This window comes from Rathayibacter sp. AY1F6 (assembly GCF_002932035.1).
Classification (GTDB): Bacteria; Actinomycetota; Actinomycetes; order Actinomycetales; family Microbacteriaceae; genus Rathayibacter.
In genome coordinates, this window is sequence record NZ_PSVD01000015.1 from 24358 (window position 1) to 49416 (window position 25059).

The window sequence follows — 25059 nt, forward strand, 5'->3', positions numbered from 1 at the left end:
GCGCGGCTCCCCGTCGACGGGGGACAGCGCCGACCGTCTACTCGAGCGGGTGGAGGAGGCGGTGCAGGAACTGCCGGGTGCGAGGCTCCCGCGGCTCCCGGAGGATCTGCGCAGGGGCGCCCCGCTCGACGACCACGCCGTCGGCCATGAAGACGACCTCCGAGGCCACCTGCCGGGCGAACTCGAGCTCGTGCGTCACGACGAGCATGGTCCAGCCCTCCCCCGCCAGCTCCCGCATCAGCGAGAGCACGTCGCCGACCAGCTCCGGGTCCAGCGCCGAGGTGGGCTCGTCGAAGAGGAGCAGATCGGGCCGCAGCGCGAGCGCCCGGACGATGCCCACGCGCTGCTGCTGACCGCCGGAGAGCTCGAAGGGGTAAGCGCTCCCCCGGCCGCCGAGGCCGACGCGCTCGAGCAGGCGCTCCGCCTCCGGGACCACCTCGGACGCGGGACGGCGCTGCACTCGCAGCGGCCCCTCCGTCACGTTCTGGAGGACGGTCAGGTGCGGGAAGAGGTTGAAGTGCTGGAAGACCATCGCGGAGTGGTCGCGCAGCCCGGTCAGCGCCTTCCGTCCGACGCCGCGGTCGAAGTCGAGGACACTGCCGTCGGCGAGCTCGACCACCCCGCCGTCCGGCACCTCGAGGCTGTTCAGCGAGCGCAGGACGGTGGTCTTGCCCGAGCCGGACGGCCCGATCAGGGCGACGACCTCGCCGCGGTGGACCTCCAGGTCGATGCCGCGCAGCACCTCCACCCCGCCGAACGACTTGCGGAGGCCGCGGGCCCTGAGCACGGGCCGGGCGTCGGTCGGAGTGTCAGCGGGCGACATAGCGGTCCAATCGCTTCTCGAGCAGGCCCTGGCCGCTGGAGAGCACCAGGCAGATGAGCCAGTAGATCAGAGCGGCCTCGAGGTAGAGGAGCATGAACTCGCTCGACGCGGTGGCGATCTTCTGCGCCTGCCGGAAGAGCTCGGTCACCAGGATGAGGGAGGCCAGCGAGGTGTCCTTCACCAGCGAGATGAAGGTGTTCGACAGCGGCGGGACGGAGACGCGCGCGGCCTGCGGGAGGATGATGCGCCGCAGCGAGAGCGAGCGGCTCATGCCGATCGTGTGCGCCGCCTCCCACTGCCCCTTCGGGACGCTGAGGATCGCCGCGCGGATCACCTCCGCCGCGTAGCCGCCCACGTTGAGGGCGAACGCGATGGTGGCGCTGGGCCAGGGGTCGATCTTCAGTCCGAGGCTCGGCAGCCCGTAGAAGATCACGAACAGCTGCACCAGGAGCGGCGTGCCCCGGATGACGGAGATGTAGGCGCGCGCGATCCAGGAGAGGATCCGCACCCGCGAGAGCCGCATCAGGGCGACCGCCAGCGCGAGCACGAGCCCGATGGCGAAGCTCGCCAGCGCGAGCGGGATCGTCCCGACGATGCCCCCGGAGAGGATCGGCCAGAACGACCGGAGGACGAGGTCCATTGTGTTCTCCCGCCTTCGCGGGAGGATCCGCGGTCGGCTCGATCGGGTGGTGGCGTCGGGGGCGGATCGTCTCCGCCTCCTGGGGAATGCTGGCACGCTTCGCGCCGGGGCGGGCGCCCTTGCAGGCGGACCCGCGGCCTGAGCCGCTCCGCCGCTCCCCCGCGTCGGGACCGCTCACGCACGAGACGGCCCCTCCCGGAAGGGGAGGAGCCGTCTCGGGGTGGGGCTACTGGGAGACGTCGGCTCCGAAGTAGCGCTCGGAGATGGAGGCGAGGGTGCCGTCCTCGCGCAGCTCGTCGAGGGCGGAGTCGACGGCCTCGACGAGGTCGTCCGAGCCCTTCGGGAAGGTGAAGGCGCTCTCGGAGGTGTCGTCGGTGGTGACGGCGACCTTGAGGCCCGCGGCCTGGTCGGGGTAGGTCGTGGACCAGTCGAGCCAGGTGAGGCGGTCGTTCACGGTCGCGTCGACGCGGCCCTGCTCGACGAGGGCGATGGCCTGCGCCCAGCCCTCGACGCCCTCGACCTCGGCGCCGTTCTCCTGCGCGACGGTGTACCAGTTGCTCGAGAGCGACTGCGCGGTGGTCTTGCCGGAGAGGCCGGCGAGGTCGGTGATCGAGGTGTCGCTCGAGGGGACGATCACGACGCCGGGGCTGACCGAGTACGGCTCCGAGAAGTCGTACTTCGCCTCGCGCTCGTCGTTGATCGAGACCTGGTTCGCGATCACGTCGAAGCGCGCTCCGTCCAGGCCCGCGAACATCGCGTCCCACTGCGTCTCCTGGAAGTCGGGCTCGACGCCCAGCTTCTCGGCCACGGCGGTGATCACGTCGACGTCGTAGCCGGTGAGGGCTCCCGTCCCGCCGTCGGCGTGGAAGGAGAAGGGCGGGTAGGTGCCCTCGGTGCCGATGGTGAGCTTCCCCGAGTCCTCGACCTCGGCCAGGGTCAGGCCGGAGCTCGCGGAGGCGGTGCCCTCGCCGCTCGAGCCGGAGACCACGTCGTCGGTCGAGGCGGGCGCGCAGCCGGCGAGGACCAGGGCGGCGGCGGCGGCGGTCGTGCCGAGCAGGACGCGCAGGGAGGTGCGGGCGGAGAGGGTCACGGTGTTGTCCTTCGGTGCATCACGGAGTCGTGGCGGTCCCGCTGCGCCGGATGCGGCGCGGGGATCGACGAGGGGACGGGTCGTCCCGGGGCGGACCGCTGCTCGGCGGAACCGCCCGGAGTGACGATAACCAGTGGAGGGGGCGGCCCTATTCCCGGATGTCGCCGTGTGACGCCGGGAGTCCGGCCAGGAAGTGCTCGGCACCGGCGACCTCGTCGCTCGTGAGGCCCGCCGCCGACTCCGGACGCACCAGGTGGAAGGGGGTGCTCTGCTCGCGGGCCCAGTCGTAGGCGTCCTCGTGGAGGTTGTCGTCGATCCACACCACGGCGTCGATCGCGCCGCGCTCGGCGGCCGCCTCCAGCCACACCGCGACGGGCTGGAGCTTGCCCGTCCGGCCCGGGAACCGCGGGTCGCGCGGGAGGCCGCCGTCGAAGACGATCGCCTCCGTACCCGCCGGCAGCCCGAGGTCCTGGGCGAGGACCCGCGTCAAGCGCGGCGGCCAGGTCGTGGCCCACACGATCGTGCCGACCGCGGCCAGGCGGGCGACGAGCGCCGCCCGCTCCGGCTCGAGCTCCAGGCGGTGCGAGCCCGAGGCGCGATCGCTGCGGACGGAGGGGTTCAGGACGCCGTCGACGTCGAGCAGGATCAGGGCGGCCATGCCTGTCACCGTAGCGGCGGCGGGGCGGATCGCGCGAGGAGCGCTAGCGTGACGGGATGCCTCCGTCCCTCCTGCTGCCGGGAGGCCGCACAGCCGTGCTGGGGCCGGATCCCGTGCGGCCGGAGGCGCTGCTGCTCACGGTCGACGGCGCGGAGCAGTCGCTGATCGATCCGGGCGATCCCCGGGCTCTGCACCTCGAGTACCTCGCGCGCCTCGGCGCGGTGGTCGACGCCGCCGCCCCGCCCGGCGAGCCGCTGCGCGTGCTGCACCTCGGAGCCGGAGCCCTGGCCCTGGCCCGGTACGTCGCCGCGACCCGGCCGGGCTCCGAGCAGCTCGCGGTGGAGAGCGCGGCGGGACTCGTGGAGTTCGTGCTCGAGCACGCGCCGCTCCCCCGCGGCGCGCGCGTCCGGTTCCTCACGGCCGACGCCGCAGGGCCCCTGCCGCCCTGGAGCGCCGACCTCGTCGTGCTCGACGTCTACGACGGGGACGAGATCCCGGAGGCGTTCTACCGCGCGTCCGTCCTCGCTCCGCTCGCCGCCCGCGTCGGCGCCGACGGGCTCCTCGCGGTCAACGTCGCCGACGACGCCGACCACCGGAGGCTGGACCGCCTGCGCGGGGTCGTCCGGGAGCTGCTCCCGGTCACCGCAGCGGTCGGATCGACGGCCTTCGTCGAGGGGCGCACCGGCGGGAACGCGATCCTGCTCGCCTCAGGCTCGGCGCTCGCCGACGACGTCGCCGGCCGCCTGCTGCGCGCCGGCCCGCACCCGGTCTCCGCCGCGGCGGATGGCGACGTCGTGGTCGCCGAGGTGGCGGTAGAAGTCGACCCGTGAGTCGAGAGTGACGCCGGTCTCGAGGTACTTGGCGCGGATCCGCTTGATGTAGGTGCGGACAGTGTGCTCGGCGACGCTGAGGTCGACCGCGACGGTGCGGACCGCGGCACCCGCTCCGTAGGCGCGCATCACCCGGCTCTCCTGGGGGCTCAGCACCGGGCGGCGCTCCTCGCGCCCGTGCACGAGCCGGTGGCGGGCGGTGTCCGAGATCCAGGTGCGGCCGGAGGCGACGGAGACGACCGCCGCGGCGAGCTCGCTGGGGTCGTCGCCCTTCCAGACGTAGGCCGCTCTCTCCCGTCGCAGCACGGCCCGCACCGGCTCCAGGGAGTCGGAGGAGGAGAGCACGACGAGGCCGACGGTCCGGGTAGCCGCACGCTCGAGGGTGTCGGCCACCTCCTCGCCGGGCACGCCGTCCAGGTCGAGGACCGCGATGCGGTCGACGCCCTCCTCGTCGTGCGAGAACTGCGGCAGCAGCTGCGCGAGCAGCGCCTGCAGCGCGGCGCGCTCGATCGCTGGTCCGTCGACGACGGCCAGCGTGAACCGATCGAATCCGGTCACGGGGGTCCCCTAGCAGGGGCAGGTTCGGGTCCGCCCCGGCTGCACCGTAGCGGTCCGCGACGTCGTCGTGCAGGTGATGGGACATTCCGTCTCAGTGGGAGGACGCCCCCAGAGCGCTCCGGATCGGCTCCCGGAGCGCGTGGAGGACCACCCGCGGCACCGTCTCCGGCTAGTGTCCCTCTCCATGGACGACAGCGCAGAGGGCTCCCGGCGGGCCCGGAGGATCCCCGCGGAGCAGGTGCGCAGCCGCATGATCGCCACGGCGCGCGACGTCGTCTCCGACCACGGCCTCACGGTGAGCTTCGCGCACCTGCCCATGGAGGAGTACATCCGCCTGGCCGGCGTGCCGCGCAGCTCCGTCTACCGGATCTGGAGCACGCGCGAGGAGTTCGTGGCCGACCTGGTCGGCGAGGTCTTCGTGCGGGACCGGTACGCGGAGGGCGCCGATCCCGAGGCCCAGCAGGAGATGCGCGAGGTCTACGAGCGCTCCACCGATCTGCTCTCCACGGCCGCCGGCCGCCGCCGGGTCGCCTGGGAGACCATCCGCATCGGCGCGCGGGCCAATGCCGAGTCGCTCCGCCGCTCCGCCGACTGGTCCTCGTACAACGCGCTGCTCGCCTGCACTTTCTCGATGGAGGAGGGGCCTGCACGCGACGCCGTGCGCGCCACGGCGAAGCGGATCGAGGGCATGCTCACTCGCCGGATGCGCGACTTCTACGAGGAGACCCTGCAGGTCTTCGGCGGGACGATGCGCCCGGGATTCACGACGCTCCAGCTCGCCCACCTCACCGCGATCGTGATCGACGGGCTCGCGCACCGCGGCCGGCTCCTCGACGACGACCTCGACGCTGCGGTGACCGCCCCCGGCCTCGACGGCGAGCCGGTCGAGTGGACCCTGGCGGCCTGGACGATCCGCTCGATCGTCGACGGGATGCTGGAGCCGGTCGCGGAGGACTGAGCGGACCCCGCGACCCGGATCACTCGTCCGGTTCGGTGAACCCGTCGATCAGCAGCAGCACCGACACCACCGCCAGTGACGGCCCCTCGGGATCGGCCGGGTCGAGCGGGCCGGTCACCAGCTCCGGTGCCGCGATCCGCGCGATGCACAGCCCCTCGATCAGTGCCGAGACGGCGGAGGCGAGAGCGGCGGAGCCGCGGTCCGGGCGCAGCCGGAGCCCCGCCTCGGCGAGGGTGTGCTCGTAGTACTTCGCCATGTTGTCGATGAAGTGCAGCTGGCGGGACCGCAGAGCGGATCCGATGGCGGTCCGCGCCGGCTCCTCGTGCGAGCCCACCGCGCCGGCGAGAGCGATGAAGTTGCGCCAGTGCTGCGACGAGAAGACGTTGTCGACGTTCGCATCGACGGCGACCCGGACGGAGGCGATCAGGGCCTCGCGGCGCTGCGCCGGGGTCGGCTCGGGGTCGAGGCTGCGGTGGAGGTGGGAGTTCCCGGCCCGCAGGGACGGCTGGTCGAGGCGGGTGGCGAGGACCCTCTCCGGGATCGCGGCGATCAGCTCGTCGTAGAACGACTGGCGGGTGGGCCAGATCCGGTACACGGTGCTGCGCGGAACACCCGCCGAGCGGATGACGTCCTCGAGGGGCAGGTGGGCGACTCCGACGCGCAGGCCCTCGGCGCGGACGACTGCGAGAGCGGCGTCCAGCAGGCGGGTGCGGACCTGCTCGCGGGTCAGGCGGGGAGGACGCGCCGACTCCTCCGCATCGAGGGGGTCGTCGCTCATCAGGCCTCCGGCGCCGGGATGCACGGAGGAGCCTCCGACATCTGCTGTCCAGCCGAGCGTACCCGGAGGGAGCGCGGAACGTGAGAGGAGATCGGAGACGGGCGCGGCCCGCGCATGCGGCTCGGGTGCCGCGCGGGCCGCGCTGCCTGTCCCCCAGGCGGCCTCCCCATGGGCCGGTCCGACCGTATGCTTCCCGACAGACGTCCGTCAACTGACGCGACATGGTGTCTCCTCGGCGGTGTCCGCCGACCGGTCACGAGGACCGCCTCCGGGACTCCTCCGCCGCCGGGAGCGCCCTCGCCGCGGTCTGCGCTCGAGAGGCGTGCGGAGCGGACAGCTCGCCCGCGACGAAGTCCGACACGACGCCGGTGGCGTGCTCGACGAGGTCGACGTTCCGGGTCAGCCGCGCGTGGTGGCACGGGCTCGCGTCGACGTCGACCACGAGCTTCGCGAAGCGCAGAGCATCGCCGAGCCGCGCGAACGGCGAGAGCTCGGCGACGAGGGACGGCACGTCCGCCGCGGCGAGGTAGGTGTAGCGGCAGGTCGAGACCACGTAGTCGTCGACTCCGGCCGTCGCCGATCCGGTTGCGACCATGATGTCGCCGAGGTCGACCGGCGCGGTGGCGAGGCCGAGCGCCACCGCGGCGGTCACCTGGATGTCACCCACCAGTGCCGTCACGTGCACGCCGGCGGGCCAGGGCGGCAGGGAGCCGAGCTCGGTCGATCCCGTCCGCAGGCCCTTGCCCGCCGCCGAGGCGAGGGCGTCGATCATCGGCACTCCCGTGCACTCCCCCGCGTGCTCGGCGTCCTCCGAGACGGCGTCCCCGCAGGAGGCGAGCATCGCCGAGACGCTCAGCCGGCTCTGCGGGTCCAGTCCTGCGATCACCGCGGGGCTGACCTGGCCGGAGTCGTCGACCATTCGTCCGAGGCGCTCCGCGACGTCGGATCCCGTGTTCGGGGTGCCGAAGGTGAGGACGGACGAGACCATCGAGGCGACGGCGGTCCCGTCGACCGAGCCGCTCAGCGCCTGGCGGGCGGCGAGCCCTCCCATCGAGTGCGCGACGACGACGGCGCGGTGCCCGGTCGCGGAGACGAGGCAGGCGATCGAGGAGGCGAGCGCGTCGCTGATCCCCGGGTCGGTGACCCAGCGCGCGGCGAGCCGGCGGTAGTCGAAGGTGTAGACCGCGGCGCCGTCGATCTGCTGCAGCCGGCCGAGGAGGGACGGCTCGGGAGCGTCGAGCGGAGCGGTCGCCGACTCCGACGACACCATGTCGACGAGATGGGAGAAGGCCCCTGTGCGGTCGGCGTCGTGCGTCGCCGTGCCCAGCCAGCCGTGCAGCATCACGATGGGGACCAGCGCGGCGGCGGAGCGCGGCCGGACGTCGTCGCCCGCGAGCACGGGAGCCAGCTCCGCGACGCCGCAGGACGAGGGTGCGACCGCCTCTGCCGCCTCCGCCCGCCCCGCGGGCACCACGACGAGGCCGACCACCACGAGCAGTGCGGCCAGCACGACGATCACGAGTCTCATCCGCGCGTTTCCTCACGTGCCGCGACCAGGACGGGGAACGGGTACAGGCTCGACCCGACGAGCACCCATCGAGTCAATCACCCCGCTCCTGCGGGGAAGGCCGCTCGTCGCGAACGGGCGGCCCCCCGTGCGGGTGACCGCGGGTCGGGGACGACGAAGGCCCCGCCGGTGTCCCGACGGGGCCTTCGATCGTTCAGCTCACCTGGATCAGCTGTAGTTGCCCGGCTCGTAGCCGTCGCTCGAGAACGAGTCGAAGTCGACGAACGAGAGGTCGGCGTCGCTGAACGCGGCGTCGTCGGCGAAGATGCGGTTGGGGTACCGCTCGGCCTTCGCCTCCTCGGTCGCCTCGACCGACACGTTCCGGTACTTGGGCAGACCGGTTCCCGCCGGGATCAGCTTTCCGATGATCACGTTCTCCTTCAGGCCCATCAGCGGGTCGCGCTTGCCCTCCATGGCCGCCTGCGTGAGGACGCGGGTGGTCTCCTGGAAGGACGCGGCCGACAGCCACGACTCGGTCGCGAGCGAGGCCTTGGTGATGCCCATGACCTCCTGGCGGGCGGACGCGGTCCGCTTGCCCTCGGTCAGAGCCGCACGGTTGACCTCGCTGTAGCGCGAGCGGTCGACGAGCTCGCCCGGCAGAAGCTCCGTGTCGCCGTGGTCGACCACGGTGACCTTGCGGAGCATCTGACGCACGATGACCTCGATGTGCTTGTCGTGGATCGGCACACCCTGCGAGCGGTAGACGCCCTGGACGCCGCCCACCAGGTGCTTCTGGACCTCGCGGACGCCCAGCACGCGCAGGACCTCCTTGGGGTCGACCGTTCCGACGTGCAGCTGCTGCCCGAGCTCGACGTGCTGGCCGTCCTCGATGAGGAGCTGCGAGCGCTTGAGCACCGGGTAGATGACCGCCTCGTCGCCGTTGTCCGGCTGGAGGATGACGCGGCGGGCACGGTCGGTGTCCTCGATGGTGATCCGGCCGGCGGCCTCCGCGATCGGCGACGCGCCCTTGGGGGTGCGGGCCTCGAAGAGCTCCTGCACGCGGGGAAGACCCTGCGTGATGTCGTCGGCCGAGGCCGATCCACCGGTGTGGAAGGTGCGCATCGTGAGCTGCGTGCCGGGCTCGCCGATCGACTGGGCCGCGATGATGCCGACGGCCTCTCCGATGTCGACGAGCTTGCCGGTGGCGAGCGAGCGGCCGTAGCAGGCCGCGCAGACGCCGACGGCGGACTCGCAGGTCAGGACGGAGCGCACCTTGATGTGGCGCACGCCCGCTCCGACCAGCTTCTCGATGAGCACGTCGCCCACGTCCTCGCCGGCCTCGGCGACGAGCTCGCCGGCCTCGTTCGACGCCGGGGTGGCGAGCGAACGGGCGTAGACGGAGTTCTCGACGTTGGAGTCCTTGATCCAGGCGCCGGTGGCGTCCTGGAGCATGATCGGCAGGTCGAGGCCCTTCGAGGTGCCGCAGTCCTCCTCGCGGATGATGACGTCCTGCGACACGTCGACGAGTCGACGCGTCAGGTAGCCCGAGTCCGCGGTGCGGAGCGCGGTGTCGGCCAGGCCCTTGCGGGCACCGTGCGTGGCGATGAAGTACTCGGCGACCGACAGGCCCTCGCGGTACGAGGAGATGATCGGTCGGGCGATGATCTCGCCCTTCGGGTTGTTCACCAGGCCTCGCATGCCGGCGATGTTGCGCACCTGCAGCCAGTTGCCGCGGGCACCGGAGGTGACCATGCGGTTGATGGTGTTGTCCGTCGGGAAGTTCGCGCGCATGGCCTTGGCGACCTCGTCGGTCGCCTCGGTCCAGATCTTCACGAGCTCCTGGCGGCGCTCGGCCTGAGTGGTCAGACCCTTGTCGTACTCGGACTCGACCTTCGCAGCCTTCTTCTCGTAGCCCGCGATGATCTCGGGCTTCGACGGAGGCGTGAGGATGTCGGACAGCGCCACGGTGACACCCGAGCGGGTGGCCCAGTAGAAGCCGGCGTCCTTGATCCGGTCGAGGGAGGCGGCGACCTCCACCTTCGGGTAGCGCTCCGCGAGGTCGTTGACGATCCCGGAGATGGTCGTCTTGTCGGCGACCTGCTCGAAGTAGGGGTAGTCGACCGGCAGCGCCTCGTTGAAGAGGGCGCGGCCGAGCGTGGTCTCGAGGAGGACCGGCGCGGTGACCTTGCCGTTCTCGTCGATCTCGACGCCCTCGGGTGCCTGACCCTGCGCGAAGTACACGTCCGACATGCGGATCCTGACCTTCGAGTTCAGGTGCAGCGAGCCCTGGTCCTTCGCGAGGATCGCCTCCGAGACGGAGGAGAACGCGCGGCCCTCGCCGGCGGCGCCCTCGCGGATCGTCGTCAGGTGGTGGAGGCCGATGATCATGTCCTGCGTGGGCAGGGTGACCGGACGGCCGTCCGAGGGCTTGAGGATGTTGTTCGACGCGAGCATCAGGATGCGCGCCTCGGCCTGGGCCTCGACGGACAGCGGCAGGTGGACAGCCATCTGGTCGCCGTCGAAGTCCGCGTTGAACGCGGCGCAGACGAGCGGGTGCAGCTGGATCGCCTTGCCCTCGACCAGCTGGGGCTCGAAGGCCTGGATGCCGAGACGGTGCAGCGTGGGCGCGCGGTTCAGCAGGACGGGGCGCTCGCGGATGATCTCCTCGAGCACGTCCCACACCTGCGGGCGCGAGCGCTCCACCATGCGCTTGGCGGCCTTGATGTTCTGCGCGTGCGACAGGTCGATCAGGCGCTTGATCACGAACGGCTTGAACAGCTCCAGCGCCATCTGCTTGGGCAGACCGCACTGGTGCAGCTTGAGCTGCGGGCCGACGATGATGACCGAGCGGCCCGAGTAGTCGACGCGCTTGCCCAGCAGGTTCTGGCGGAAGCGACCCTGCTTTCCCTTGAGCATGTCGCTCAGGGACTTGAGGGCGCGGTTGCCGGTTCCGGTGACGGGGCGGCCGCGGCGGCCGTTGTCGAAGAGGGCGTCGACCGCCTCCTGGAGCATGCGCTTCTCGTTGTTCACGATGATCTCGGGGGCACCGAGGTCGAGCAGGCGGCGGAGTCGGTTGTTGCGGTTGATCACGCGACGGTAGAGGTCGTTCAGGTCGCTGGTCGCGAACCGGCCTCCGTCGAGCTGCACCATCGGGCGCAGCTCCGGCGGGATGACCGGGACGACGTCGAGGACCATCGCGGCCGGCGAGTTGCCGGTGGCGAGGAACGAGTTGACGACGCGCAGGCGCTTGATGGCGCGGATCTTCTTCTGACCCTTGCCCTCGGCGATCTGCAGGTGCAGCGTCTCGGCCTCGGCCTGGAGGTCGAACTGCTCGAGGCGCTTCTTGATCGCCTCGGCGCCCATGTAGGCCTCGAAGTAGACGCCGTACCGGTCGACGAGCTCGTTGAAGACCGCGTCCTCGGGCTTGAGGTCGCCGACCTTGAGGGTGCGGAACTGCTCCCACACGCTCTCGAGCCGCGCGATGTCCTCGTCGAAGGACTTGCGGATCTGGCCCATCTCCTTCTCGGCGCCGTCCTTGGTGCGGCGCTTCTGGTCGCTCTTGGCGCCCTCCGCCTCCAGGGCGGCGAGGTCGGTCTCCAGGCGCGCCAGGCGGTCCGCGATGCGGGAGTCGCGCTGGTCCGAGAGGGTCTTGATCTCGAGCCGGAGCTCGTTCTCGAGCCCGGGCATGTCGGCGTGACGGCCGTCGTCGTCCACGTCGATGATCATGTACGCCGCGAAGTAGATGACCTTCTCGAGGTCCTTCGGCGCCATGTCCAGCAGGTATCCGAGGCGCGAGGGGACGCCCTTGAAGTACCAGATGTGGGTGACGGGGGCGGCGAGCTCGATGTGGCCCATCCGCTCGCGGCGGACCGAGGACTTGGTGACCTCGACGCCGCAGCGCTCGCAGACGATGCCCTTGAAGCGGACTCGCTTGTACTTGCCGCAGGAGCACTCCCAGTCGCGAGAGGGTCCGAAGATCTGCTCGCCGAACAGGCCGTCCTTCTCGGGCTTCAGGGTGCGGTAGTTGATGGTCTCGGGCTTCTTCACTTCACCGTGCGACCAGCGACGGATGTCATCGGCCGTTGCGAGGCCGATGCGCAGCTCATCGAAAGTGGTTACGTCGAGCAATGTTTTCTCCTTGTCGGAAAACAGGGTGTCTCGTCAGAGACGGGAGGTCGTCAGATGCTGGCGCGGATCAGATGTCGTCGACGGAGGACGACTCGAACCGGGAGGAGATGTTGATGCCGAGCTCTTCCGCGGCGCGGTAGACCTCGTCATCGGTGTCGCGCAGGCTGACCGCGGTGCCGTCGGCCGAGAGGACCTCGACGTTCAGGCACAGGGACTGCATCTCCTTGATGAGGACCTTGAAGGACTCCGGGATGCCGGGCTCCTGGATGTTCTCGCCCTTGACGATGGCCTCGTACACCTTCACGCGGCCGAGGATGTCGTCCGACTTGATGGTGAGGAGCTCCTGGAGGGCGTAGGCGGCGCCGTAGGCCTCGAGGGCCCACACCTCCATCTCGCCGAAGCGCTGGCCGCCGAACTGCGCCTTACCACCGAGCGGCTGCTGGGTGATCATCGAGTACGGGCCCGTCGAGCGCGCGTGGATCTTGTCGTCGACGAGGTGGTGCAGCTTCAGGATGTACATGTAGCCGACCGAGACCGGGTCCGGGAAGGGCTCCCCGGAGCGGCCGTCGAACAGCTGCGTCTTGCCGGACGAGCCGATCAGGCGCTCTCCGTCGCGGGTCGGGGTGGTGGAGTCGAGGAGCCCTGCGAGCTCCTCCTCCGCCGCACCGTCGAAGACGGGGGTCGCGACCTTGGTGCCGGGCGCCGCCTCGCGGGCGTGCTCGGGCAGGCGCGCGGCCCACTCCGGCTGGCCCTCGACCTTCCAGCCCTGCTTCGCGATCCACCCGAGGTGGATCTCGAGGACCTGGCCGAAGTTCATGCGGCCGGGGACGCCGAGCGGGTTGAGGACGATGTCGACCGGGGTGCCGTCGGCGAGGAACGGCATGTCCTCGACCGGCAGGATCTTCGAGATGACGCCCTTGTTGCCGTGGCGGCCGGCGAGCTTGTCGCCCTCGGTGATCTTGCGCTTCTGGGCGATGTAGACGACCACGCGCTGGTTGACGCCCGAGCCGAGCTCGTCGTCGCCGTCCTGCGCGTCGAACACCTTGACGCCGATGATCGTGCCCTGCTCGCCGTGGGGCACCTTCAGCGACGTGTCGCGGACCTCGCGGCTCTTCTCGTTGAAGATCGCGCGGAGCAGGCGCTCCTCGGCCGAGAGCTCGGTCTCGCCCTTGGGCGTGACCTTGCCGACGAGGATGTCGCCGGGGCGGACCTCGGCGCCGATGCGGATGATGCCGCGCTCGTCCAGGTCGGCCAGGAGCTCCGGGCTGACGTTGGGGAGGTCGCGGGTGATCTCCTCCTTGCCGAGCTTGGTGTCGCGGGCGTCGACCTCGTACTCCTCGATGTGGATCGAGGAGAGGACGTCGTCCTTCACCAAGTTCTGGCTGAGGATGATCGCGTCCTCGAAGTTGTGGCCCTCCCACGGCATGAACGCGACGAGCAGGTTCTTGCCCAGCGCGAGCTCGCCGTTCTCGGTGGCGGGGCCGTCGGCGACGACCTCGCCGACCTCGATGCGCTCGCCGGCCGAGACGACCACGCGGTTGTTGTACGAGGTGCCCTGGTTGGAGCGGTCGAACTTGCGGAGGAAGTAGGTCTGCGTGCCGCCCTCGTCCAGCTGGACGGTGACGGAGTCGGCGGAGACCTCCTGGACGACACCGGCCTTGTCGGCGGTGATGACGTCGCCGGCGTCGATGGCCGCGAAGCCCTCCATGCCGGTTCCGACGACGGGCGACTCGCTGCGCAGCAGCGGGACGGCCTGACGCTGCATGTTCGCTCCCATGAGCGCGCGGTTCGCGTCGTCGTGCTCGAGGAACGGGATCAGCGAGGTCGCGACCGAGACCATCTGGCGCGGCGAGACGTCCATGTAGTGGACGCGCTCGGCGTCGACGAGCTCGACCTCTCCGCCCTTGGGGCGGACGAGGACCTTGCCCTCCGCGAAGCGGAAGTCCTTCGTGAGGGGGGCGTTCGCCTGGGCGACCAGGTACTCGTCCTCCTCGGACGCGGTGAGGTAGTCGATCTGCGAGGTGACGGTGCCGTCGACGACCTTGCGGTACGGGGTCTCGATGAAGCCGAACGAGTTGATGCGCGCGAAGGACGCGAGCGATCCGATCAGGCCGATGTTCGGGCCTTCCGGGGTCTCGATCGGGCACATGCGGCCGTAGTGCGAGGGGTGGACGTCGCGGACCTCGACGCCGGCGCGCTCGCGGGAGAGTCCGCCGGGGCCGAGCGCCGACAGGCGGCGCTTGTGGGTCAGACCCGCGAGCGGGTTGTTCTGGTCCATGAACTGCGACAGCTGGCTGGTGCCGAAGAACTCCTTGATCGCGGCGACGACGGGGCGCACGTTGATCAGGGTCTGCGGGGTGATCGCCTCGATGTCCTGCGTGGTCATGCGCTCGCGGACGACGCGCTCCATGCGGGACAGTCCGGTGCGGACCTGGTTCTGGATCAGCTCGCCGACCGCGCGGATGCGGCGGTTGCCGAAGTGGTCGATGTCGTCGACGTCGAGACGCAGCTCGACCGACTCGCCGTCGCGCACGCCGGGGAGGGCGGTGCGGCCGTCGTGCAGGGCGACCAGGTACTTGATGGTCGCGATGATGTCCTCGACCGTGAGCACCGAGTCGGACAGCGCCTTGTCGATGCCGAGCTTGCGGTTGATCTTGTAGCGGCCGACCTTCGCGAGGTCGTAGCGCTTGGAGTTGAAGTAGAAGTTGTCCAGCAGCGCGCGGGCGGCCTCGGCGGCGACCTGCTCGCCCGGACGGAGCTTGCGGTAGATGTCGCGGAGGGCGTCCTCCTTGGTGAGGATGTTGTCCTTCTCGAGGGTCAGCTCGATCGACTCGTAGCCGGCGAACTGCTCGAGGATCTCCTCGCTCGTCAGGCCGAGGGCCTTGAGGAACACGGTGACCGACTGCTTGCGCTTGCGGTCGATGCGCACGCCGACCTGGTCGCGCTTGTCGATCTCGAACTCGAGCCAGGCGCCGCGGCTCGGGATGACGCGGGCGGAGTAGATGTCCTTGTCGGACGTCTTCTCCTGCTGGCGCTCGAAGTAGACGCCGGGGCTGCGCACGAGCTGGGACACGACGACACGCTCGGTGCCGTTGATGATGAACGTGCCCTTCTCGGTCATCAGCGGGAAGTCGCCCATGAAGACCGTCTGGGTCTTGATCTCACCCGTGAGGTGGTTCATGAACTCGGCCTCGACGTACAGCGGAGCGGCGTAGGTCTTGCCGCGCTCCTTGCACTCCTCGATCGTGTACTTCTCGGGCTCGAGGTACGGGTTCGTGAAGCTCAGCTGCATCGTCTCGCTGAGGTCCTCAATCGGGGAGATCTCCTCGAAGATCTCGTCGAGGCCGGAGTTGGCGGGGAGGTCCTCCCGGCCGGCGGCCTTAGCCTCGGCGACGCGGGTCTTCCACGCCTCCGAGCCGACGAGCCAGTCGAAGCTCTCGGTCTGCAGCGCGAGCAGATCCGGAACGGTCAGGGTGTCGCTGATCTTGGCGAACGAGAGACGCGAAGCTCCGCGTCCGTTCTTGGGTGAGGTGGTGGTCGCGGTGGACGCAGCAGCCAAGGAAGGAACCTCCGTAGACCCTCGCGGGTCTCAATCTGTGGGATGTGTGGAGTGGGCTCCCGCCGGACGGGCCGCCACCCCTGCCGCACGCCGTGCGGACCGAGGCGACTCGGTCTTGGGGGCGGGGCTAGAGTGTGGCAACGGCATCCACCATCTGATGCCGGGTTCCGGTGACCTGCCGACCGCGATATGAGGGCATGGGTACTCGGGAGCGCAAAGTACGAATATAGCCGCATCGCGCCACGCCGCGCAAGTGCGGATGCTTGCGCCGCCCCGCGGGGTCCGGTATACGAGGCCACGGCCTCCCGGATCGATCCGACCGGGCCGGGCGCGGAGCCCCGCCGTCCCGCCGCCGCGGCAGACTGGTCGGATGCAGGAACGCACCGGCCGCCGACGCGGAGACGACTCCGAGCACCCCCGCGCCGTGCTCGCCAGCGGGTACACCGCGCGGATCGAGCCCGACCGCCACTCGCCCGACGCGGCGACCCTGGTCGTCGACGGCACTCCGCAGTCGCACGTCGACCTCGCGGATCCGACGCACCTCTCGTTCGAGTACGTCCGCCGGATCGGCCACGCGATCGACCTCGTCGCCCCCGAGGGCGAGAGCGTCACGGCGCTCCACCTGGGCGCCGGAGCGCTGACCCTCCCCCGCTACGTCGCCGCGACCCGGCCGGGCTCGCGCCAGCAGGTCGTCGAGATCGAGGGCGCTCTGGTCGAGCTGGTGCGCGAGGCGCTCCCGCTCCCCCGCGGGGCGCAGATCCGCATCCGCCAGGGCGACGCCCGCGAGGTGCTCGGCAAGCTGCCGCCCGGGCTGCGCGGCACGGTCGACGTGGTCGTCGTCGACATCTTCTCGGGCGCGCGCACTCCCGCGCACGTGACCAGCGCCGAGTTCTACGGGGCGATCGCGCCGCTGCTCGCCCCCGGCGGCCTGGTCGCGGTGAACGTGGCCGACGGCGGCGCGCTCGCCTTCGCCCGCGGCCAGGCCGCGACGCTCGCCTCCGTCTTCGCGCACACCGCGATCATGACCGACACCCAGATGCTCAAGGCCAAGCGCTTCGGGAACGTGGTGATGCTCGCCTCGGCCGATCCGCTGCCGCTCGACGGCCTGCCGCGGCGCCTCGCCTCCGACCCCGCGCCCTCCAAGCTGGTTCAGGGGCGGGAGCTCGAGAACTTCATCGCCGGCGCCCTCGTCGTCACGGACGAGACCGCCACCCCGTCGCCGCTGCCGGCGCGGAGCATCTTCCAGGTGCGACGGGGCTGACCCGGGCCGCGCGTCGGGGCGCCGTCCGGGGACCCGCCGGTACACTCGACGCCGGGGTCAGCGACCCCGACCGTCCTCTCGTCCGCCGCGCGCGACGATCCGGATCCGCACTCCACGAGGAAGCATCGCCCTGAGCATCATCATCCGCCACGACCCCGCGACCCTCCACGAGGAGATCGACGTCGACGCCGCCCAGGAGCGCCTGGAGGAGATCGGCGCGCTGCGCAGCCTCGCCGCGCTCACCGAGAAGGCGGAGCTGCTGCGCCTGCTCGGGCGCGTCGACGAGGCGTGGGACCTCGCGAACGAGGCCGTCCGCCGCACCCGCTTCTCCGGCGACCGCGCCGAGCTGCTCACCGCCCGCGTCCGCCGCGCCCGCCTCATGCAGCTGCGGGGCCGCACCGACGAGGCCCTCTCGGAGCTCGCGCTCTGCGTCGAGGAGGCGCGCACGCACGAGTGGCACCTCGAGCACTCCTTCGCGCTCAAGCACCGCGGCCTCACCTTCTTCGAGCTGGGCGAGTACGGCCGGGCGATGCGCGACTTCGACGCCGCGACCGCGCTCGGCGAGCGCGTCGGGGTCCCCGAGGAGGAGCTCGAGGTCGCGCGCCTGGGCTACGCCGCCGCCTCCGAGTTCCAGGACGGGACCGACCGCGAAGCCCGCACCGACGGCACCGCCCGCGGCCGCCGCCGCGCCGACGGCGACGAGTCCTAGGAAGCGCCACCGGTGGCCGACCTCGAGGACGTGGCCCGCTGGGCCGACGCGCTGATCGAGGAGCACCTCGACCCCTCCTGGTCCTTCGCGCTCGACCACGCGCGCACCCGCGGCGGCGCCTGCCACTGGACGCGCCGCCGGATCACGGTCTCGCGCCACCTCGCCGCCCGCTGGAGCGACGAGGAGGTCCGGCAGACACTCCTGCACGAGGTCGCTCACGCGCTCGCGGGGCCCGACGCCGGGCACGGACCGCAGTGGCGGCGGATCGCGGCGCGGCTCGGCTACACGGGATCGCGCACCCACAGCAACCCGACCGCGGACGAGCTCGCGCCGTGGGTCGGCACCTGCCCAGGCGGACACCTCTTCTACCGCCATCGCCGGCCCACCCGGCCCCTGGCCTGCGGCCGCTGCGCGCGCCGGTTCGAGCCCGCGAACGCGATCCAGTGGCGGCGCCGACCGGTCCCGGCGCCGTGACCCCGGACGAGGCCTCTCACGGCGGCCGCACGCCGGTCACCGGGCAGTGGCTCCCCGAGGCCGACGGCCGGCGCTGGTGGTTCGACTCCGGAAGCCTCGCACTCGACTTCGCCACGACAGGAGCACTGCCTCCGGGAGCGGCCGAGCACCTCGACTCCGACGCCGCCCTGGCCGCCTGGCTCGCCGAGCGCTTCGAGGCGGTCGGCCCCGAGAGCCGGGACGCGCGCCTCGACGACGCGCTGATGCTCCGGGGCGCGATCGCCCGGCTGGCCGTCGCGGCCGAGGCCGGCACCGCGCCCGACCCGCGCGACGTCGACGTGGTCAACCTGGTCGCGGCGATGCCCGACATCCCACCGGTGCTGGGCGGAGGGTCGCGGCAGGCAGGACGGCTCCATGCGGCGGGCAGGCAGGCGCTCGCGTCCATCGCCCGGGAGGCCGTGGGGCTGCTGGGCCCGGCCGTGGCCGGACGGCTGAGGCGCTGCGCGGATCCGGAGTGCCGGATGCTCTACCTCGACACGTCCCGCGCCGGGTCGCGCCGCTGGTGCTCGATGCAGCGCTGCGGGAACCGGTCGAAGGTCCGGGCGTACCGGGCGCGCGCCGCCGCCTCGCGCGGCTGACGCACTGCCGCGGCACCGGGAGCGGCGCCGCGGCGGGACGAGTCAGTCGGAGACGCGGACCGAGCGGTCGAAGGCGACGTAGCCCGAGAAGTCCTTGCCGACGCGGTCGAACGCCGTCGGGTAGGGGTGCGGGTACGACCAGGCCTTGTCCTTCTGCAGGCCGTCGCCGGTCTGCACCGAGAAGTACTGGCACTCGCCCTTCCACGGGCAGGTGTAGGGCGTGGGGCTCTCGACGAGCACGCCCTCGGCGATGCTCGACGGCGGGAAGTACCAGTTGCCCTCGATCGAGATCAGGTCGGAGTCGGGGGCGTCGGCGAGGACGACGTCGTTGAGGACGGCTTTCATGCGGGCCAGCTTTCGGTCGGGGCGGGGGGCGGAGGGACCGCCTCCGCCGAACGCTACGCCGGGGGCGGGCGAGTGGTCGAGGCGGCGGCTCGGATCCGCAGGGGCTTGTGCGCTCCGCGGACGCCCTGCACCGCTCGGAGGCCGCGCCCGCCGGAGCGACGGGTCAGCGGAGGACCGCCACCTCGTCGACGGTGTCGACCCGGGCGGCGGCGCGGACCACGTCCGCCCGCCCCTCGGCGGCGAGCAGGCGGCCGGACTCGGACGCGGTGAGCAGATGCGCGCACGCCCGGCGCAGGCCCTCGTAGGACGAGCAGGCCACCGCGGCCTCGGGCGAGACGTGGTCGATGCCCAGCCCGATGAGCGCGTCGACGACGGCGCCGGCCGCCAGCTGGTCCTCCATCGCGAACCGCGCCGCTCCGCTGTCGTCGACGTCGCCGAGTGCGATCACGTTGACGCTGGTGCGCCCGCCGTTCTCGTGCTGGCGCTCCAGGATCCAGCGGGCGACGGCCGAGCGGTCGGCCAGGCCCGCGCGGACGACGCGGCCCTCCACTCCCCCGAGGTCGGGGCTCTCGCCTCCGGGCAGAGCGTCGACGAGCACCGTGACGTGGGCGGGGGCGAGCACGCGGAGGGCGCGGGCCCCCCACTCGAAGCGGATCTGGTAGGTCGACTGGTCGATGGAGGCGGCGGGAGCGGTCACCCTGACACGGTAGCGAGCACCGGAGGCGCATACACGTCCGGGGCTCCGCGCGCACCCGGTTCCCGCGCAGGGGCGGGCGGAGGAGGATGTCCCTCGTGAAGGTGATGCTCAAGCACGTGCTCGACACCGACGCCGACTCCGCCTGGCGCGCCCTGCAGAGTCCGGCCGTGTTCCGGGAGGTGATGTCCCCGCTCCTGACCGCCGCGTCGCTGGACGAGGGCGGCTTCCGCCCGACCTGGGGGCTCGGCTCCCACGAGGTCGCGATGGACGCCCTCGGGATCGTGCCGATGGGCGCGCAGGAGATCGACCTCTCCTACCGCCGCGTCCCCTCGATGCCCGACGTGCGGATCCTGCGCGACAGCGGTGGGCCCCTCACGGGCTCCCTCCGCCTCATCACCGCGTGGGACCACCGCATGGCCGTGGCCCCGCTCCCTGACGGGCGCACGCTCTTCCGCGACCGCCTCGAGTTCTCGGCGGGTCTCGCCTCGGCCGCGCTCTGGCCGTCGATGTGGGCGTTCTGGCAGTGGCGCGGCATCCGCATCCGCTCCCTCGCCCCGTCCTGGCGCCACGATCTCGGTGCCGACACCCGCCCGCGCGGGGAGTCCGCCGCATGAGCCCCGACGGCGTCGCCGAGGAGGAGACCGAGCTGTCGCGCTCGGAGCTCCTGCGCCTCCAGTGGCCCTCCGCCGACGAGGAGGAGCAGGACGACGACGGCGTCTCGCCCCGCCGCCGCCTCTCGACGGCGGTCGAGGTGTCGGACTGGCGCCGCCACGTCCAGGCCCTCTACGCGGAGGTGCGCCGGCTCTCGAACGTGGACCTGCTCGCCGCGCACGCGTCCTGGATCCGCGGGCGCAACGCGCTCTTCGCGCAGCACCCCTCCACCCCCCTCCTCCCGGCCGACCGCGCGCACTTCCGCTCGCTGCCGATCGCGCCCTACGACGCGGCCTGGCGCTTCGAGCTCGAGGTGGCCCCCGCCGAGGAGGCGCGGCGGATGGACGTGGAGACCGGCACCGACGGCACCGTCCCCTTCGAGCTGATCGGCACGGTCGAGGTGCCGGCCGCCGGCAGCCTCGACGTCTGGCGCCTCGCGTCCTACGGCGGAGGCCTGTTCCTGCCGGTCAAGGACACCCTCGCGGGGACACCCGGCGGCACCTACGGCGGCGGCCGCTACCTCCTGGACACCGTGAAGGGCGCCGACCTCGGCCCGGGCTCCGCCCCGGGGACGCTGGTGCTCGACTTCAACTTCGCCTACAACCCCTCCTGCGCCTACGACCCGGCCTGGGCCTGCCCGCTCGCCCAGGCGGGCAACCGGCTGCCGGTCGAGGTGCCGGTCGGCGAGCGCTACCGGGGCTGACACGGACCCTGGACGTTCTCGGAGGGGCGGCCGATAGCCTCCGGGCGGCGCCGTCGTGCGCCGGAAAGCAGGAAAGCCGCATGCCCCGTCCCGTCCTCCTCGTCACCGGAACCTCCACCGGCATCGGCCGCGCCACCGCGATCGAGGCCGCGCGCGCGGGCTGGCGGGTGGTCGCCACCGTGCGGGATCCGGAGCGGGCGGAGGGCCTGCGCGCCGCCGCCGCCGAGGCCCGCGTCGAGCTCGACCTGCGATCGCTCGACGTGACCGACGCGGACTCCGTCGCCGGCTGCCTCCGCGCCGTGGAGGAGGAGCTCGGCGGTCTCGACGCCCTCGTGAACAACGCCGGAGCCGGCCACCTCGGCACCCTCGAGCTGGAGGATCCGGAGGAGCTGCGCCGCGTGATGGAGGTCAACTTCTTCGGCACCGTCTCGGTCACCCGCGCCGCGATGCCGATGCTGCGCTCGTCCCGCGGCCGCATCGTCACCGTCTCGAGCGTCGGCGGCGCGATCGGGCAGCCGTTCAACGAGGACTACTGCGCGGCGAAGTTCGCGGTCGAGGGGTTCTTCGAGGCACTCGCCCCCGTCGCCGCCTCCGTCGGCGTCCACGTGTCGCTGATCGAGCCGGGAGCGGTCCGCAGCAGCTTCGTCGAGAACGTCGGCATCGACGCGGCGGCGATGCTCGCGCAGGCCGGCCCCTACGCGCCGGCGCTCGGCGCCTACCTCGACCGCGCCGCGTCGTCCTTCTCCTCGACCCACGCGCAGGACCCGTCCGACGTCGCCGCCGTCATCCTGAAGACCCTGCGCGACCCGGAGCCGGCCTTCCGCGTGCAGACCTCGGACTGGGCGGGCGACTTCGTCGGGACCAAGCTGAGCGACCGCGACGGCTCCCGCGTGCAGGCCGCGATGCGCGGATGGATCGGCATCCACTAGAGTGAGAGGGTGCGAGCGCAGCGACTGCGCTCCCCCGCGTCGTAGAACGCCCCTTGTCCCCTAGGACTCTGACCGTCGAGGATCCGTCCCGACCATCTGGCGCACGTGCATGAGGCCCCCGGCCGCGCGCACCGAATCGTACGGCGAACGGATGTGACCACCGTCACCTTCGCCCGAACGCCGATCACCCGCGCCCCGGCCACCGCCCGCGCGTCCTCGATCGGCATGATGCCCCCGAAAGGCACCACTCCATGTCGAACACCCCCCTCTCCTTCAGCGCCCTCGGCGTGCCGGCCCCCCTCGTGGCCGCGCTCACCGCGAGCGGCATCACCGAGCCCTTCCCGATCCAGGTCGACACGCTGCCCGACACCCTCGGCGGACGCGACGTCCTCGGCCGCGGCAAGACCGGCTCCGGCAAGACCCTCGCCTTCTCCATCCCGATGATCGCCCGCCTCGGCGGCTCGCTCGCCGGCGGACGCCGCCGCCCCGGCCGCCCGCTCGGACTCGTCCTCGCGCCGACCCGCGAGCTCGCCACGCAGATCACCGCCGCGATGCAGCCCCTTGCCGACGCCTACGGCATCGTCACCACCACGATCTTCGGAGGCGTCTCGCAGCAGCGCCAGGTCGCCGCGCTCAAGCAGGGCGTCGACATCGTCGTGGCCTGCCCGGGCCGCCTCGAGGACCTGATGAAGCAGGGCTTCGTGAACCTCGACGCCGTCGAGATCACCGTGCTCGACGAGGCCGACCACATGGCCGACCTCGGCTTCCTGCCGGTCGTCACGCGCATCCTCGACAAGACCCCCCGCGGCGGGCAGCGCCTGCTGTTCTCCGCGACGCTCGACAACGGCGTGGACAAGCTGGTCAAGAAGTACCTCCAGAACGAGGTGCTCCACTCGGTCGACGAGGCCAACTCGCCCGTCGCGCTGATGACCCACCACGTGTTCGAGGTCGACGGCCTCGACGCCAAGAACGCGCTCGTGAAGACGCTCGCGTCCGGCACCGGCCGCCGCATCCTCTTCATGCGCACCAAGCACCACGCGAAGAAGCTCGCCAAGCAGCTCACCGGCCAGGGCATCCCCGCGGTCGACCTGCACGGCAACCTCTCGCAGGTCGCCCGCGACCGGAACCTCGCCGCGTTCGGCGCCGGCACCGTCAAGGTCCTCGTCGCCACCGACGTCGCCGCCCGAGGTGTGCACGTCGACGACGTCGAGCTCGTCATCCACGTCGACCCGCCGATGGAGCACAAGGCGTACCTGCACCGCTCGGGCCGCACCGCCCGCGCCGGCAGCGAGGGAGACGTCGTCACCGTCGTCCTGCCCACGCAGCGCAGCGACGTGAAGACCCTCCTCCGCAAGGCCGCGATCCAGGTCGCGCCCCAGCAGGTGACGGCCGACTCGGCCGCCGTCGCGAAGCTCGTCGGCGACGTCGCTCCGTACGTCACCCCCAGCGCTGTCGTCGAGCCCGTCCGGGGCCAGTCGCAGGGCGGACGCTCGCAGGGCGCCAACGCGCAGCGCAAGCGCGCGGCCCGCACCGAGGGCACCGCCGCGCCCCGCGGCGGACGCTCGACGGGTGCCGCGACCGGCGGAGGCGACCGCCCCCGCCGCGACCGCACCGCCGCCGAGGGACCCGCCCGCGGCGGCGCCCGCGGAGGCCGCAGCCGCTCGGCCGCCGGTGCCCCCTCGACCTCGGGCGGATCGCGCTCGTTCTACAGCACCGCGACCGGCGGAGCGGCCTCGGCCGCTCCCGCCCGCGAGTCCGCCGGCGGCGGCGCCCGCCGCGGCGGCCGCCGCGCGCAGGGCTGAGTCCGATTGTGCGCCGCGGAGCGGCGCACCGCGGTCGGCTTCAAGCACGGTCGCGACGCGCAGAGCGTGTCGCGACCGGCTAGGCCGATCCGCTCGCACGCGGATCGACCGTTCGCCTCGCGGGCAGCCGCGGAGCGGCGCACCGCGGTCGGCCTCAAGCATGGTCGCGGCGCGCAGAGCGTGTCGCGACCGGCTAGGCCGATCCGCTCGCACGCGGATCGACCGTTCGCCTCGCGGGCAGCCGCGGAGCGGCGCACCGCGGAGCGGCGCACCGCGGTCGGCTTCAAGCATGGTCGCGGCGCGCAGAGCGTGTCGCGACCGGCTAGGCCGATCCGCTCGCACGCGGATCGACCGTTCGCCTCGCGGGCAGCCGCTGGTCCGGGGGCTGAGCGTTCGGTGATCGCACCTCAGCGCTCGTCCTGATCAGGGCGCCGACATCACGAAGGGCCGGGGCCCGCGACTTCTGGTCGCGGGCCCCGGCCCTTCGTCGTTCAGGCTTCACCTCTTCGAGCGGAGTCCCGCGCAGGGAGCTCCGGAAGTCCTCACCGCGTCCTGATCAGGCGATCCCCTGCTGCGCCGTCGTCGGGCAGGGGCGCCGCCTCTCCTCGCCCGGTCACAGAGGTCCCGTGGATGCCGGATCCACGAGCCGAACGGCCGAGTCGCGTGCCGGCGAATCGGTCCAGGCGGACGCACGATGCTCCAGGCGGCCTGCTGTCCCTGCGAGCCGACCGCGGCGCGCCGCTATCGGCGCAGGAAGCACCGCGGCCGATCCGCGCCGCTAGGACAGGCGGCCGACGGAAGCGAGCGCGGCGCGGATCAGCGCGCCCCGCCCGCCCTCCATCTCGGCGGAGATCGCGTCGGAGCAGGCCTCGTCGGGGGTCATCCAGGTGAGCTCGAGGGCGTCCTGGCGGGGGTCGCAGGTGCCGGTGACGGGGACGACGTAGGCGAGGGAGACCGCGTGCTGGCGGTCGTCGGTGAACGGTCCCATGCCGGGCATCGGGAAGTACTCGGCGACGTGGAAGGGGAGCGGGCTCGCGGGGAGGAGGGGGAAGGCCATGGGACCGAGATCCTTCTCGAGGTGGCGGAACAGCGCGTCGCGCAGCGTCTCGCCGTACATCACGCGGCCCGACACGATCGTGCGGGTGATCTGGCCGGAGGGGGTCGCGCGCAGGAGCACGCCGACCTCGGTGACCTGCCCGAGCCCGTCGACCCGGACGGGCACGGCCTCCACGTACAGCAGCGGGAGCCGCCGGCGGATCTCGGCGAGTTCGTCGTCGGACAGCCACCCGGAGTTCGGGTCAGGGGTGCGCACGCTCATGCAGCCATTCTCACCCTTCGCGGC

General features: G+C 72.1%; 21 protein-coding genes. 9 read left to right on the forward strand and 12 right to left on the reverse strand.

The annotated features are described in order from the left end of the window. Nucleotides 1-37: 37 nt before the first annotated feature. The 5 genes from C5C44_RS12190 to C5C44_RS12210 all read right to left on the reverse strand — a co-directional run bounded on the left by C5C44_RS12190 (nt 38) and on the right by C5C44_RS12210 (nt 4599). Nucleotides 38-823 carry an amino acid ABC transporter ATP-binding protein gene (locus C5C44_RS12190; RefSeq protein ID WP_104324482.1) on the reverse strand — a complete coding sequence of 262 codons (786 nt, stop codon included), beginning with the start codon at nt 821-823 and terminating at the stop codon, nt 38-40. Next, nucleotides 810-1463 carry an amino acid ABC transporter permease gene (locus C5C44_RS12195; RefSeq protein WP_104224574.1) on the reverse strand — a complete coding sequence of 218 codons (654 nt, stop codon included), beginning with the start codon at nt 1461-1463 and terminating at the stop codon, nt 810-812. The genes C5C44_RS12190 and C5C44_RS12195 overlap by 14 nt, the downstream gene beginning before the upstream one ends. A gap of 226 nt (nt 1464-1689) precedes the next feature. Beyond that, the gene (locus C5C44_RS12200; protein ID WP_374953121.1) at nt 1690-2553 is read right to left on the reverse strand and encodes an amino acid ABC transporter substrate-binding protein; all 864 of its coding nucleotides are present in this window, start codon (nt 2551-2553) and stop codon (nt 1690-1692) included. A 148-nt stretch (nt 2554-2701) separates the two neighbouring features. Further along, a complete protein-coding gene (locus C5C44_RS12205) occupies nt 2702-3211 on the reverse strand; it encodes an HAD domain-containing protein (RefSeq protein ID WP_104233923.1) in 510 nt (169 codons plus the stop codon). A 707-nt stretch (nt 3212-3918) separates the two neighbouring features. Further along, entirely contained in the window at nt 3919-4599 is a 681-nt protein-coding gene (locus tag C5C44_RS12210; protein ID WP_104224576.1) for a LuxR C-terminal-related transcriptional regulator, read from the reverse strand. A 184-nt stretch (nt 4600-4783) separates the two neighbouring features. On the opposite strand from C5C44_RS12210, the gene C5C44_RS12215 reads away from it, so the two are divergent. Then, a complete protein-coding gene (locus C5C44_RS12215) occupies nt 4784-5557 on the forward strand; it encodes a hypothetical protein (protein ID WP_146076958.1) in 774 nt (257 codons plus the stop codon). A gap of 19 nt (nt 5558-5576) precedes the next feature. Here the strand turns inward: C5C44_RS12215 and C5C44_RS12220 are convergent, their stop codons facing one another. The 4 genes from C5C44_RS12220 to rpoB all read right to left on the reverse strand — a co-directional run bounded on the left by C5C44_RS12220 (nt 5577) and on the right by rpoB (nt 15529). Then, nucleotides 5577-6335 (reverse strand): TetR/AcrR family transcriptional regulator, encoded by a 759-nt coding sequence (locus C5C44_RS12220; protein WP_104324480.1) that lies wholly within the window; start codon nt 6333-6335, stop codon nt 5577-5579. 253 nt (nt 6336-6588) lie between these two features. Then, nucleotides 6589-7863 carry a triacylglycerol lipase gene (locus C5C44_RS12225; RefSeq protein WP_104335933.1) on the reverse strand — a complete coding sequence of 425 codons (1275 nt, stop codon included), beginning with the start codon at nt 7861-7863 and terminating at the stop codon, nt 6589-6591. A 207-nt stretch (nt 7864-8070) separates the two neighbouring features. Beyond that, the gene (locus tag C5C44_RS12230) at nt 8071-11970 is read right to left on the reverse strand and encodes a DNA-directed RNA polymerase subunit beta' (RefSeq protein WP_104224580.1); all 3900 of its coding nucleotides are present in this window, start codon (nt 11968-11970) and stop codon (nt 8071-8073) included. 67 nt (nt 11971-12037) lie between these two features. Then, nucleotides 12038-15529 carry a DNA-directed RNA polymerase subunit beta gene (gene rpoB, locus C5C44_RS12235; RefSeq protein ID WP_104260909.1) on the reverse strand — a complete coding sequence of 1164 codons (3492 nt, stop codon included), beginning with the start codon at nt 15527-15529 and terminating at the stop codon, nt 12038-12040. Nucleotides 15530-15899: 370 nt separating this feature from the next. Here rpoB and C5C44_RS12240 point away from each other — a divergent pair, with 370 nt between their 5' ends. The 4 genes from C5C44_RS12240 to C5C44_RS12255 all read left to right on the forward strand — a co-directional run bounded on the left by C5C44_RS12240 (nt 15900) and on the right by C5C44_RS12255 (nt 18590). After that, nucleotides 15900-16790 carry a spermidine synthase gene (locus C5C44_RS12240; protein ID WP_104335934.1) on the forward strand — a complete coding sequence of 297 codons (891 nt, stop codon included), beginning with the start codon at nt 15900-15902 and terminating at the stop codon, nt 16788-16790. A gap of 379 nt (nt 16791-17169) precedes the next feature. After that, nucleotides 17170-17499, forward strand: coding sequence for a hypothetical protein (locus C5C44_RS17085; protein ID WP_181027192.1), 330 nt, complete (start codon nt 17170-17172; stop codon nt 17497-17499). 12 nt (nt 17500-17511) lie between these two features. Next, nucleotides 17512-17973, forward strand: coding sequence for a SprT-like domain-containing protein (locus tag C5C44_RS12250; RefSeq protein ID WP_104250885.1), 462 nt, complete (start codon nt 17512-17514; stop codon nt 17971-17973). Then, the gene (locus tag C5C44_RS12255; RefSeq protein ID WP_104335947.1) at nt 17970-18590 is read left to right on the forward strand and encodes a CGNR zinc finger domain-containing protein; all 621 of its coding nucleotides are present in this window, start codon (nt 17970-17972) and stop codon (nt 18588-18590) included. Before C5C44_RS12250 ends, C5C44_RS12255 begins: the two co-directional genes overlap by 4 nt. Before the next feature lie 42 nt (nt 18591-18632). Here C5C44_RS12255 and C5C44_RS12260 read toward each other — a convergent pair whose 3' ends face one another. Further along, nucleotides 18633-18935 (reverse strand): DUF427 domain-containing protein, encoded by a 303-nt coding sequence (locus C5C44_RS12260; RefSeq protein ID WP_104224584.1) that lies wholly within the window; start codon nt 18933-18935, stop codon nt 18633-18635. 163 nt (nt 18936-19098) lie between these two features. Further along, on the reverse strand, nt 19099-19632 hold the full coding sequence (locus C5C44_RS12265) for a 2-phosphosulfolactate phosphatase (RefSeq protein ID WP_104335935.1): 534 nt from the start codon (nt 19630-19632) through the stop codon (nt 19099-19101). A gap of 86 nt (nt 19633-19718) precedes the next feature. On the opposite strand from C5C44_RS12265, the gene C5C44_RS12270 reads away from it, so the two are divergent. The 4 genes from C5C44_RS12270 to C5C44_RS12285 all read left to right on the forward strand — a co-directional run bounded on the left by C5C44_RS12270 (nt 19719) and on the right by C5C44_RS12285 (nt 23717). Next, entirely contained in the window at nt 19719-20246 is a 528-nt protein-coding gene (locus C5C44_RS12270; protein WP_244248113.1) for a hypothetical protein, read from the forward strand. Then, complete coding sequence (locus C5C44_RS12275; protein ID WP_104335936.1) at nt 20243-20986, forward strand: DUF1684 domain-containing protein; 744 nt, start codon at nt 20243-20245, stop codon at nt 20984-20986. The genes C5C44_RS12270 and C5C44_RS12275 overlap by 4 nt, the downstream gene beginning before the upstream one ends. Nucleotides 20987-21066: 80 nt before the next feature. Continuing rightward, complete coding sequence (locus C5C44_RS12280) at nt 21067-21915, forward strand: SDR family oxidoreductase (protein WP_104335937.1); 849 nt, start codon at nt 21067-21069, stop codon at nt 21913-21915. 251 nt (nt 21916-22166) lie between these two features. Next, nucleotides 22167-23717, forward strand: a complete 1551-nt coding sequence (locus tag C5C44_RS12285) for a DEAD/DEAH box helicase (RefSeq protein WP_104225114.1) — start codon at nt 22167-22169, stop codon at nt 23715-23717. A gap of 778 nt (nt 23718-24495) precedes the next feature. On the opposite strand, the gene C5C44_RS12290 is transcribed toward C5C44_RS12285, so the two are convergent. Then, entirely contained in the window at nt 24496-25035 is a 540-nt protein-coding gene (locus C5C44_RS12290; RefSeq protein WP_104225113.1) for an NUDIX hydrolase family protein, read from the reverse strand. Nucleotides 25036-25059: the final 24 nt, after the last annotated feature.